The 12,249-nt window shown below is 69.2% G+C and carries 10 protein-coding genes; all 10 read right to left on the bottom strand.

Annotated features, from left to right (window positions below):
- Positions 1-7: 7 nt before the first annotated feature.
- The 10 genes from SNE35_RS16980 to SNE35_RS16935 all read right to left on the bottom strand — a co-directional run bounded on the left by SNE35_RS16980 (position 8) and on the right by SNE35_RS16935 (position 12,236).
- A complete protein-coding gene (locus SNE35_RS16980; RefSeq protein ID WP_320424111.1) occupies positions 8-676 on the bottom strand; it encodes a cysteine hydrolase family protein in 669 nt (222 codons plus the stop codon).
- On the bottom strand, positions 673-2,217 hold the full coding sequence (locus SNE35_RS16975) for an ABC transporter ATP-binding protein (protein ID WP_320424110.1): 1,545 nt from the start codon (positions 2,215-2,217) through the stop codon (positions 673-675). Before SNE35_RS16975 ends, SNE35_RS16980 begins: the two co-directional genes overlap by 4 nt.
- Before the next feature lie 150 nt (positions 2,218-2,367).
- Positions 2,368-3,198 carry an ABC transporter ATP-binding protein gene (locus SNE35_RS16970; RefSeq protein WP_320424109.1) on the bottom strand — a complete coding sequence of 277 codons (831 nt, stop codon included), beginning with the start codon at positions 3,196-3,198 and terminating at the stop codon, positions 2,368-2,370.
- Complete coding sequence (locus tag SNE35_RS16965) at positions 3,195-3,959, bottom strand: ABC transporter permease (RefSeq protein ID WP_320424108.1); 765 nt, start codon at positions 3,957-3,959, stop codon at positions 3,195-3,197. The genes SNE35_RS16970 and SNE35_RS16965 overlap by 4 nt, the downstream gene beginning before the upstream one ends.
- On the bottom strand, positions 3,956-4,927 hold the full coding sequence (locus tag SNE35_RS16960) for an ABC transporter substrate-binding protein (protein ID WP_320424107.1): 972 nt from the start codon (positions 4,925-4,927) through the stop codon (positions 3,956-3,958). The genes SNE35_RS16965 and SNE35_RS16960 overlap by 4 nt, the downstream gene beginning before the upstream one ends.
- A 14-nt stretch (positions 4,928-4,941) precedes the next feature.
- Complete coding sequence (gene biuH / locus SNE35_RS16955) at positions 4,942-5,637, bottom strand: biuret amidohydrolase (protein WP_320424106.1); 696 nt, start codon at positions 5,635-5,637, stop codon at positions 4,942-4,944.
- 13 nt (positions 5,638-5,650) lie between these two features.
- A complete protein-coding gene (locus SNE35_RS16950; protein ID WP_320424105.1) occupies positions 5,651-6,571 on the bottom strand; it encodes an ABC transporter permease in 921 nt (306 codons plus the stop codon).
- Positions 6,572-6,583: 12 nt separating this feature from the next.
- On the bottom strand, positions 6,584-7,723 hold the full coding sequence (locus tag SNE35_RS16945) for an ABC transporter permease (protein WP_320424104.1): 1,140 nt from the start codon (positions 7,721-7,723) through the stop codon (positions 6,584-6,586).
- Between the two features lie 7 nt (positions 7,724-7,730).
- A complete protein-coding gene (locus SNE35_RS16940) occupies positions 7,731-8,867 on the bottom strand; it encodes a BMP family ABC transporter substrate-binding protein (protein ID WP_320424103.1) in 1,137 nt (378 codons plus the stop codon).
- A gap of 219 nt (positions 8,868-9,086) precedes the next feature.
- A complete protein-coding gene (locus tag SNE35_RS16935; protein WP_320424102.1) occupies positions 9,087-12,236 on the bottom strand; it encodes a protein kinase domain-containing protein in 3,150 nt (1,049 codons plus the stop codon).
- Positions 12,237-12,249: the final 13 nt, after the last annotated feature.

Genomic DNA, 12,249 nt, shown 5'->3' with positions numbered 1-12,249 from the left:
CGGTCATCTACTGCATCTCCTTCAACAACATCTCGCTCGTCGCGCTCCAGCCGACGATGGCGCCCTGCGCCGTCAGCATCGCCAGGGTGGCGGCCTTGAACTCGGGGAAGTAGCTGGCCGTGCCGTCCTCGACGATCAGGCACTCGTAGCCGCGGTCGTTCGCCTCGCGCATCGAGGTCTGCACGCAGACCTCGGTCGTCACCCCCATGAAGACCAGGTGCGTGATGCCGGCGTCCTGCAGCCGCTCATGCAGCCGGGTCGCGTAGAAGGCGCCCTTGCCGGGCTTGTCGATCACCCATTCGCCGTCGACCGGCGCCAGCGCGGGCACGATCTGGTTGCCCGGCTCGCCGGCGATCAGGATGCGGCCCATCGGCCCTTCGTCGCCGATGCGCAGGGCCGGCGCACCGCGCAGACGTTTGGCGGGCGGGCAGTCGTGCAGGTCGGCCGCGTGGGCCTCGCGGGTGTGGATCACCAAGCCGCCAACCGCGCGCCAGCCGGCCAGCATCGCGGCCACCGCCGGGATGATGGCCTGCAACATCGTCACGTCGTTGCCCAGGGTCTCGCCGAAGCCGCCGGGCTCGACGAAATCGCGCTGCATGTCGATGATGACCAGCGCCGTGTGTTCGACGTCGAAGCTGTACGGGTAAGGTGTTGCCTGTTCGATCTTCAAGGTCATGCCGCCTCCTTGTGCACCGCATGCGCGTGGCCGTGCCCGCCCATGAAGGCGCCCAGCGCCTGGCGATCGGCCTCGGCCGCCGAGACCTCGTGGACGATGCGGCCCTCGCTGATGACGACGATGCGGTCGGCCAGCTTCAGCAGCTCGTCCAGGTCCTCGCTGACCAGCAGCACGGCCGCGCCGCGGTTGCGCGCCGCCATCAGCCGGCCGTGGATCTCGGCGACGGCGGCGAAGTCCAGGCCGAACACCGGGTTGCTGACCAGCAGCAGCTCGGGCTCGCCGTCCAGCTCGCGCGCCAGCACTGCGCGCTGCACATTGCCGCCGGACAGCGTGCGGATCTGCGCGCCTTCGCCCTGCGTCTTCACGCCGTACTCGGCGATCCAGGCGCGCGCACGCTGGGCGATGCGTCCCCAGCGCACCCAGGCGCCGGCCAGCGCCTGCGGCGCCACGTCGAAATCGCGCAGGCCCATGTTGGCGGCCACGCTCAGGTTGCCCACGCAGGCGTTGGCCAGCGGCTCCTCGGGCAGGCTGCGCACGCGCAGCTCGCGGTTCTCGCGCCGCGTTGCGTGGAACTCGCGGCCGGCCACCTTCACCGAGCCGCCTTCGCGCCGGCGCTGGCCCACCAGGCTTTGCATCAGCTCGCGCTGGCCATTGCCCGAGACGCCGGCGACGCCGACGATCTCGCCGGCGCTAACTTCGAGTTTCAGCGCATCGACGGCGGTCTCGCCGCGGTCGCCGCGCACCGTCAGCCCGTCGATCGCGAGCCGCACCGCGCCGCGCCCGACCTGCGGGCTGCGCTCCAGCGCTGCGGCGATCTTCGTCTCGCCGACCATCGCGCGGGCCAGCCGCACCGAGTTCGTCTCGGCCACCGCGCCGCTCTCGACCAGCCGGCCGTGGCGCAGCACCGAGACATCGTCGGCATGCGCCTCCACCTCGCGGAACTTGTGCGTGATCATCAGCACCGAGCAGTCGCCGGCATGCGCCCGGTCGCGCAGCGCGCCCAGCACCTCGTCGGCCTCCTGCGGTGTCAGCACCGAGGTCGGCTCGTCCAGGATCAGCAGCCGCGGCTTCAGGAACAGCTGCTTCAGGATCTCCAGCTTCTGCTTCTCGCCGGCGCTGAGCTGCACCGGCGTCGCGTCCAGGTCCAGCTTGAACGGCGTCGTCTGCATGAAGGCATCCAGCTCGCGGCGCGCGGACTTCCAGTCGATGACGGCGGGCAGGTGGCCGCGCGCCAGCAGCAGGTTCTCGGCCACCGTCATGCCAGGCACGACGGTGAAGTGCTGGTAGACCATGCCGATGCCCAGGTCGCGTGCGACGGTGGGGCTGTCGATCTGCAGCTCGCGCCCGTCGACCAGCACCGAGCCGCTTGTCGGCCGGTGGTAGCCGACGACGGCCTTCACCAGCGTGCTCTTGCCGGCGCCGTTCTCGCCCAGCAGCGCATGCACGGTGCCGGGCCGCACCTTCAGCGACACGCCCTCCAGCGCGGTGAAGGCGCCGAAACGCTTGGTCAGCTGGTAGGTGTCGAGGGTCAGAGCGTTCATCGTGTCAGGCCTCCCATCGTGCGTTTCGGGCCGAGCGCCGGGCCGCCCCAAGCCGGCCCGCGCTGGCGATGTGCTCGTGGCTCGAAGCCATGAGCATCGCCGTCCCCTCGGGGGACCGGCCAAGGTAATCCTTGGACGAGGGGCTCCATGTCATGCGTTCATCTCCCTCCGGAAAACCTCAAGCGTGTGCGCCTTCACGCGCACGAACTCGGGATCGGCCGTGCTCTCGGCCGAGCGCGGGCGCGGCAGCTCGAAGGGCACGATCTCGGCGATGCGCGTCGGCCGGCGCGTCAGCAGCAGGATGCGGTCGGCGAGGAAGACGGCGTCCTCCAGGTCGTGCGAGACGATCACCATCGTCACGCCGGTGGCGGCCTGCGCCTCCTGCAGCTTGTCGCGGATGAAGAGGGTCATCTCGAAGTCCAGCGCCGAGAAGGGCTCGTCGAGGAACATCACCTCGGGCCTCGTGGCCAGCGCGCGCATGATGCAGACGGTCTGCATCTGGCCGCCGCTCAGCTCGTAGGGGTAGCGCTGCAGGTCGAAGCGGATCTCGAACAGCGCGGCCAGTTCGGCCACCCGGGCCTTCACCTCGTCGTCCTTCATGCGAGCGCGGCGCAGCGGATAGGCGATGTTGTCCCAGGCGGTGATCCAGGGGAACAGCGCGTCGCGGTAGTTCTGGAACACGTAGCCGATGCGCGTGTCCTTCAGGCTCTTGCCGTCGAACAGGATCTCGCCGGCATCGGGCTTGAGCAGGCCGGCAATCATGTTCATCAAGGTCGACTTGCCGCAGCCGTTGGGCCCGAAGATCGAGACGATCTTGCCGCGCGGCAGGTCGAGGTTGAAATCGCTGTACAGCGGCTTGCCGGCGAAGGCCTTGCTGAGACCGCGGATCGTCACGTGTGCGTCGGGCCGCGCGGGCCGCAGCGCGACGCTGACGCTCTCGACGGCACTCAGCAGCGCACTTTCATCGATCGTCGTCTTCATGCTTTGCCGCTCCAGTGGATCAGCTTCTTCTCGATGAGCAGGAAGCCGAGGTTGAGCAGGTAACCGAGCGCGCCGGTCACGAGGATCGAGCAGTACATCGACTTGACGTTGAAGACCTGCTGCGCATCGATGATGCGGTGGCCCAGGCCCGTCTCCGAGCCGATGAACATCTCCGCCACGATGACGATCACCAGCGCCATCGAGACCGCGCTGCGCAGGCCGACGAAGGTCTGCGCCAGGCTCTCCATCAGCATCACGTCCTTGAACTGGTGCCAGCGCGACACGCCCATGATCTGCGCCGCCATCAGCCGCGTCTTCTTCGCGTGCATCACGCCGTAGGCGCTGTTGAACAGCACGATCAGCATCGCGCCGAAGCTGGAGATCGCGATCTTGTTGATGTCGGTGATGCCGAAGATCAGCATGAACAACGGAATCAGCGCCGAGCTGGGCGTCGAGCGGAAGAAGTCCACCAGGAACTCGACGCTGCGGTAGGCCCCCTCGCTGGATCCGAGCGCCACGCCCAGCGGCACGCCGATGACGACGGCGATCGCGAAGGCGCTGAGCGTGCGCATCACGGTGGCCTGCAGGTCGGGCAGGATGGCGCCGCTGGCGAACTCCTGCCACATGAAGGCGAGCGTCTCGCCCGGCGGCGGCAGCAGCACCGGCTTGATCCATTGCGCGGACAGTGCGAGCTGCCAGAAGGCCAGCAGCAGCAGCGGGCCGACGATGGGGAGGAAGCGCCGTGCGTCCATGGCCTTCATGCCGTGTACAGCAGCGGCTTCACGGCCAGCGTGCGCGGGAAGATCTTGCGCTCCGCGAACACGTCGAAGAACTTCTGGAAGTAGTCGATGTCGCTGGCCGTGAACTCGTTGTAGAGCGTGAAGCCCGAGAGCGGCACCTCCTTGGCCAGCGCCTCGTCGATGGCGGTGAAACCGTCCAGGTGCGTGCGCGACTCGTCCGGGTTCTTGCGCACCCAGTCGACGGCCTTGGCGTAGGCGGCCACATAACGCTTCATCTGCTCGGGCTTCTCCTTCATGAACGCGGTCGTCACGCTGGCCGAGCCGCCGAACCATGGCGCGTCCGGGTGGCCCAGCGCGTAGCTGGCGATCACGCCTGTCTCCAGCACGCGGGTCAGGCCCTTCAGACGGCCAGCAGTGCCGGTGGGCTCCAGGGTGTAGACGGCGTCGAGCTGGCCGGCGGCGAGCGCAGCCACATGCTGGCCGATCGGCAGCTCGATGACCTTGGCGTTCGTCACGCCGTTCTTCTCCAGCACGATCTTCGCGAGCGTCACGTTCTGGATGCCGGGCCCGCTGCCGACCGTCTTGCCCGCCAGCTCGCCGATCTTCTTGATCGGGCTGTCCTTGCCGACGACGAACTCGTCCAGCACCAGCTTGTGGTTGCTCGGGTTGGCGCAGATGATCTTGAAGAGGCCGGGGCTCGCGATTTCGGCCAGCGCCAGTGCGGCGGACGCGGTGCCGTTGGCCGAGCCCTGGATGCGGCCGGCCGTCATCGCCTCGGCCACCTGCTGGGCGCTGGCGAACTTGGTGGCCTCGACGTTGAGTCCGGCCTCCCTGAAGATGCCGCGCTCGACGCCGACGAACAGCGGCAGGCCGGAGGCCACGGGCCAGAAGCCGATCTTGATCGGCTCCTCGGCGGCGCGGACCTTGGATGCGGCGGAGGCGGCCAGCGCGGCGCCGGCCAGGAGAACATCGCGACGGGTCGGTGTCATGGCCTCGGGTCTCCTCAGAGGGATTGGAGCGCCGCGATCAGCGGGCCGGAGGATGCGACGGCGCCGAACACGCCGCCCTGCATCTGGATCATCTTCAGCGCCGCGGCATGGTTGCCCGGGTCGGTGGCGCCGGTGCAGTCCTCGACCAGCGCGCACTCGTAGCCGCGGTCGTTGGCGTCGCGCATCGTCGTGTGCACGCAGACGTCGGTCGTGATGCCGGTGAGGATCAGGTTGCGTACGCCGCGGGTGCGCAGGAGCAGGTCCAGGTCGGTGGCGTAGAAGCTGCCCTTGCCGGGCTTGTCGATGACGGGCTCGCCGGGCAACGGGGCCAGCTCGGGGATCAGCTCCCAGCCGGGTTCGCCGCGCACGAGGATGCGGCCGCAGGGGCCTTCGTCGCCGATGCCCACGCCGTTGGTGCCGATCTGGCGCGAGCGCCAGCGCTTGTTGGCCGGCAGGTCGGACAGGTCCGGCCGGTGGCCCTCGCGGGTGTGGATCACGTGCAGGCCGGCCGCGCGGGCGGCGGCCAGCAGGCGCTGCAGCGGCTCGATCGGTGCGCGGGTGTACGACAGGTCGTAGCCCATCTTGTCGACGTAGCCGCCGATCCCGCAGAAGTCGATCTGCATGTCGATCAGGATCAGCGCGGTGTTGCCGGCCGAGAGCTGACCGTCATAGGGCCAGGCGTAGGGCAGGGTGGCTTGGACGAAGGGCATCGCTCATCACTCCTTATCGGGACACATTGAGTTCCATCGGGGCGCCGCGCAGCGAGCGCTGCGGCGAGCAACTGGCGACTAGGATCACCAAGGTCAGCACATAGGGCATCGCGTTGAACAGGTAGTAGCCGCCGCTGACGCCGACCGACTGCAGCGCCGGCCCCACCGCGCCCGCGCCGCCGAACAGCAGCGCCGCGCCCAGGCAGCGCCAGGGGCTCCAGCGCGCGAAGATCACCAGCGCCACGGCGATCAGGCCCTGGCCGCTGGACAGGCCCTCGTTCCAGCTGCCCGGGTAGTACAGCGACAGCGAGGCGCCACCCAGGCCCGCGATGAAGCCGCCGGCCGTGGTGGCCGCGACGCGCACGCCGTTGACCGAGTAGCCGGTGGCGCGCGCCGCGTCGCTGGAATCACCAGCCATGCGCAGCACCAGGCCCCAGCGCGTGTTCTTGAATCCCCAGGCCATCAGGCCGGCCAGCAGCACGCCCAGCGGGAACAGCGCGTTGATCGACAGCGCGCTCTGCACCGCCGGGTCACCGCTCCAGCCGCCCAGCGCGATCGACGGGATCTGCGGCGCCTGCGGCTGGATCAGCGGCTTGCCGAGGTAGAAGGCAAGACCCGACCCCAGCAGCATCAGCGCGATGCCGGTGGCGATGTCCGACACCCGCGGCAGCGAGCACAGCAGGCCGTGCAGCAGCGCAAGCAGCGCGCCGCTCGCACCGGCCAGCGCCACGCCCAGCCAGGGCGAGCCGGTCAGGTAGGCGCCGGCGAAACCGGCCATCGCCGAGAACACCAGCACCCCTTCCAGGCCCAGGTTGATGCGGCCGGACTTCTCGGTCAGGCATTCGCCCAGCGAGACGAACAGGAAGGGCGTGCCGACGCGGATCGCGCCGCCGGCCACGGCGAGTGAAAGGTCCATCCAGGCGTGAGCGTCCATGAGGTCAGGCCTTCAGGTTGGCGTGGAGGAAGGGATCGACCCGATCGCCGGCGGCGTCTCCGGCGGCCGCGGCCGCAGCGTCAGCAGCAACTGCCACATGCGCCCGCGCAGCGCCTCGGCGGCCAGGATCATCACGAAGGCAAAGCCCTGCAGCACCAGCACCGAGGCGTCCGGCAGGCCCAGGCGCCGCTGCAGCAGGCTGCCTGCCGCCGCGAAGCCGCCGAACAGCACGGCCACCGGCGGGATCGCCCAGGGGTTGTGCCGCGCGACGAAGCTGACCAGGATGCCCGTGTAGCCGAAGCCGGCGATCACCGAGGCATTGGCGCTGGTATGCACAGCCGCCACCTCGATTGCGCCGGCCAGGCCCGCGCAGCCGCCGCCGGCCATGCAGGCGATGAGGATCAGCCGGTCCGCCGGCAGGCCGACGAGCCGCGCCGCACGCACATTGCCGCCGACCACGCGCACCGCGAAGCCCGAGGTGCTGAAGCTGAGCCACAGGCCCGCGACCAGGCACAGTGCGATGCCGATGGCCAGGCCCCAGTGCACGTCGCCGAGCCAGTTCTCTGCCATCGGCCCGATCAGCAGGCCGTCCGCCAGCGGCTTCGTCGAGGGCTTGTTCAGGCTCGCGGGATCGCGCAGCGGGCCCTCGACCAGATGCTTGAACACCGCGATCGCGATGTAGCTGAGCAGCAGGCTCGAGATCGTCTCGTTGACCCCGCGCCACTGACGCAGCCAGGCGGCGAGTGCCACCCACAGCCCACCGAGTACTGCGCCACCGGCCAGGATCAGCACGATGCCGAACAGGTTGACCGGCACGGCCGGCGCCAGCGCCGCACAGCCCAGCGCACCGAGCACCAGCGCGCCTTCGCCGCCGATCACGGTCAACCCGGCGCTGGCCGGCAGCGCCACGGCCAGCGCCGTGAGCATCAGCGGCGCGGCGCGCTGCAGGCTGTTCTGCCAGGAGAACGCATCGCCGAAGGCACCGCGGAACAGCAGCGCCCAGGTCTCGACCGGATCCTTGCCGTCGAACCAGACGAACAGGCCGAACAGCAGCAGCGCGGCGCCGAGCGCGAAGACGGGCAACAGCAGGTTCTCCATCGCGGAGAACCAGCCTTCGCCGTACTTGCTTGAGGGGCTGGTGGGGCGGTTCATGGCGGGGTCAGACCTTGCCGATGACGCCTTCGACGAGGTAGTTCATGCCCTCGAGCACCGGATCGGTCTGCTTCAGCGCCGTGCCCTTGGGGATCACCACCTTGCCGGTGTTGTCCTTCAGCTCGCCGACGAAGATGTCGAAGCCGCCCGCCATCATCTTGGCCTTGACCGCATCGGCGTTCTTGCGCGCGGCCTCGCCGACGCTGCTGCCATAGGGCGAGGGCTTGACGAAGCCTTCCTTCAGGCCGCCGCGGACGAAGTTCGGGTGCGGCTTGCCGGTCTGCGCGGCGTCGATGAACTGCTTGTAGGCCACGATCCAGTTCCACTCGGCGCCGGTGAGGTAGGCGGCGGGTGCCAGCTTGGCCTGGCTCGCGTGGTAGCCGCAGACGAACTTGCCGCGCTTGGCGGCGGTCTCGACGATGACCTTCGGCCCGTCCACGTGCATCGTGAACACGTCCACGCCCTGGTCGGCCAGGCTGTTGGTGGCCTCGGCCTCCTTCACGGGCATCGACCAGTCGCCGGTGAAGATCACGGTGACGGTGATCTTCGGGTCCACCGAGCGGGCGCCCATCGCGAAGGCGTTGATGTTGCGCAGCACCTGCGGGATCGGCTTGGCGGCGATGAAGCCGAGCTTCTTGCTCTTGGTGCTGTAGGCGGCGACGACGCCGTTCAGGTACTGGCACTCGTCGATGTAGCCGAAGAAGCTGCCGACGTTCTTCGGGTGCTTGCCCTCGGTCCACAGGCCGCCGCAGTGGGCGAAGCGGATGTTCGGGTTCTTGGCCGCGAGCGCCAGGATGTGCGGATCGAAGTAGCCGAAGGAGGTGGGGAACAACAGGGTCGCGCCGTCCTGCGCCACCATGGCCTGCATCGTCTTCTGCACGGCCACCGTCTCGGGCACGTTCTCTTCCTCGACGACCTTCAGGCCCGGCATCTTCTTGACCAGCGCGGCGGCATCGGCGTGCGACTGGTTGTAGCCGTAGTCGTCGCGGGCGCCGACGTAGATGAAGCCGCTGGTCAGCGGCTTCTGCGCGCTGGCGATGCCGGGCAGGCCCAGCAGGCTTGTCGCGCCCGTTGCGCCCAGCGTGCTCGCCGTCCTGATGATCCATTCACGCCGATTCGTCGTCGTCTTGCTGGCCCCATCCATGGAACGCTCCTCGTGGTTGATGTCGCTGTGGTGTCCAGGTATCTCAACTTGTATACAAGCATGGGGCGTGCCAGCTGATTGACGTGGGAACGAGGTGGGGAAGGGGCCCGAACGGCACTCTGGCGGTGCCTAGCCGCGGGCTGCGGGATCGGTGCTGCGCCAAGCCGGGGCGCGGCGGCGCACCGGCGCTGTGCGAGGCGCCGGTGGTCCTGCAGGCGGTCAGCCGCCGATGATCTGCTGCAACTGGTCCAGCAGGCCGTTCGCGCGTTCGAAGTCGTTGCGCCGCGCGAAGGTGGTGGCCTCGCTGGCCAGCCGCGTCAGATCGGCCGGGACCAACTGCGGGTTGAGCTTGGCTCGGGTGAGGGCGGGCGACATGCTGGCCAGGCGCAGTTTGAAGTGATCCATCTGCTGCTTGATCTGGCGCTCGCCCAGTTGCGGCGCCTGGTCCTGCGCATCGGGGCCGGACGGGCGCAGCAACTGGTTGGAGATGTCCCGCATGCGCTGCGCCAGTTGCTTGGCTTCGTCCGACTGGCCGAACAGCGCGAGCAGCGCCTGCTTGTCCTTGACGGTCGCCAGCTCGGTGGCCATGGCGGTCTCGATGCGCGCCTTCTCGGCCTGGTGCTTGGTGAGCGCCGCCTGCACCCGTGCCTGGCCGGAGATGGCGCCTTGCGGCACCACGGGCGCCGGCCCCAGCGCTTCCAGCTGCTTGCGCAATTCCAGCGCCTTGGCCTGGGCCTTGCCGATGACGACCTGCATCGGGCCGGCCAGGTCGGAGAAGCCGAGGCTGTTCGGATCCTTCTTGCCGGCCCAGAGCTTCAGGTCGGCCTGCGGCACCTGTGCGCGCACGGTGGCGGCTTCGCGCTTGAGCGCCTTCGAGTAGTCGACAGCGGTGCGCGAGAGTTCGTCGATGACCTGCGGGTCGAAGCCGTCGAGGTTCTTCAGGTAGCTCGACTCCAGCACCTGTTCCAGCTGCGGCCGGTCGTCGGCATCGGCCGCCGTCATCGCCTTCGTGACCCGGGCCAGTGCGCCGTTGATCTGCTCGAACTCCGGCGGCAGATCGGTCTTGAAGCCGGCCTGCAGCGGGTTGGTGATGTTCAGGTGGGCGATCTGCATCAGTTTGCCCAGGGCGAAGGTGTCGTAACTGCTGTCGACGACGTCGCCATCGGCCGCCTGGCCGGGCACGAAGCCCTGGGTGCCGGGGTTGTCCTTGCTGGCCGCGACCTGGCCGTCGCCGGTGGCGCTGATGCCGGCGGAGCCGAAGTCGCCGACCTTGATCGTGCCGTCGCCGGCCACCATGAAGTTCGCGCCCTTGATGTCGAAGTGCACGAGGTCCTGGTCGCGCATGAACTTCATGCCCTGCACCGCCTGCTTGATGCGCGCCTGGTTGAGGACGTTGCGCGCCTCCTCGGGCAGGGCGCCGCTGTTGGCCGCCACCATCATCGCGAAGCGGTTGTCGTCCATGTCGCCGCCGTCGACGATCTCCAGCACCATGTGCAGGCTGCCGTCCTCTGCCGCCATCGCGCCCTTCATGCCGACGATGTTGGCGCTGCCCTCGGCGTTGGTGGCCGCTGCGGCGCGCATCAGGTGCTTGTGCGCCTGGATCTCGCGCTTCATCGCCATGCGCCCGTCGTTGACCTCTTCCTCGTAGGCCGCAAGGTCGCCGGCGTCGGCGCTGGCCGGCGGCTCCTCGCCGCGGATCGTGCTCTTGACGACGACGTAGGAGCCGGGCTGGTCCAGGCTCTCGTAGCGCGAGACCACGCCGAAGCCGCCGCGCGCCAGCTCCTTCGGCTGGCTGTAGGCCTTGCCGTCGATCAGGACCTCGCCCTTCTTCGGATCGATGGCGCTGCCGATCGGCCGGCCGTCGTCGGCCACCTTCTCGGCGTTGAACTTCAGCACCCGCGCGTAGACCGCCTGGCCGACTGCCTGCGCCACCTTGGCGCGCCCCGCGGTCAGCCGCGGGCCGGTCCAGCCCTTGGCCGCGCAATAGGCTTCGGCAAATTCCTTGGCGGACTGCAGGCTCAGGTCGAAGAACTCGTCGCCGGCGAAATCGGTGATGCCTTCGGTGGCGATGTGCAGCAGCAGCGCCGTGCTGCTGGCGTCGGCGAGCCGGGCCAGTTCCTTGGCGTCGGGCGCGTAGTCGGTGTCGGGGTTGCCGCTGGGCAGCGTGTCGCCGGTGGGTGAGGGCAGGCTGGCGGCCAGGCCTGCCACGTTGTAGGCCTTGGGTGGCGCGACCTTCTGGCTCAGGTCCGCCGGCTGCGGGCCGCCGAGGGCGGCGAGCGCCTGCTGGTCGGCCTGTTGCTCCGCCTCCAGCGCGTCGAAGTTGACGTCGCGTCGGGCGATCAGGCGCTGCCGCTCCTGCATGCGCGCCACCAGCGCGCGCTGCTGCGCCATGCGGTCGATCGGCGCCTGCCGGCGGCCGACCAGACCGGCGAGCCGCGGGTTGCGCTGCTGCTCGCGCAGGCGCACCTGCTCCTTGACGTTCGCGCCGACGGTCCCTTCGTCGACGACGTCGCCGAAGCCCGCGTTGGCCGTCAGGCCCGCCACCTGCTCCTTCAGCACGCGCAGCTGGGCGGCAATGGCGCGCAGGTTGCGATCCTCGCGCTCCCTGAATGCATCGACGTTGAGGAAGGTGCCGAGCTGGCCGGCCTCGCACAGCGGTGCGAAGGCAGGCACTCGCGCGCGACGCAGCTGTGCGTCGACAAGATCGCGCGTGTTCGCGGAGGAGTCCCCCTTGACGATCTCGGCCGCCAGCGCCGTCTGCTTGTTCAGGCCGTCGACGGCGCTCTCGTAGGCCATGTTCAGGAAGCTGCCGACCTGGCGGAGCTCGTCCCGGCATTGCACCAGCCCCTGCTCGATGTCGGTGATGTCGGGGCCACGGGCCTGGATCAGCGGAGTGGCGGTGGCGATCCAGCCCGGCGAGCCGCGCACGCCGGTGGGCAGCGCGTTGACGTCGATGGCCTGGCACTTGGGCAGGATCCGGCGCAGCACGTTGCGGTAGGCGTCGTGGTGGGTGAGGGCTTTCTGCGCGTCGGCCGCGAAGCTGGCGGCCATGGTCTTCAAGGCCTCCAGGTCGGCGTCGGCCGAGTAGCCGGCCCCCTGGGTCCGCAGGTCGCCGAGCAGCTTGGCCATCGCATCGCGCGCGATCTTGAATTCACCGGCATCGGCCTTGGCATCGATGGCCTTCAGCCGGAGGGCGAAGCGCGCACCGTCGCCGGTGGCCGGCACGTTGGGCAGCAGGTCGATGACGCTCTGCCGCAGGTCGGAGAAGGTCGTGGCCCGATCCTTCTGCTTGCGGCCCTTCAGCGGATGCTTGCGGATGTAGTTGTCGAGGAAGATCTTCTGCGTGTCGGTCAGTGCGGTGAGCGGCATGGTGGTGTTTCCT

Origin of the sequence: Roseateles agri, assembly GCF_034043675.1 — a bacterium.
Lineage (GTDB): Bacteria > Pseudomonadota > Gammaproteobacteria > Burkholderiales > Burkholderiaceae_C > KK5.
The sequence above is the reverse complement of the archived record's forward strand: the minus strand, read 5'-3'. Positions and strand labels throughout refer to the sequence as shown.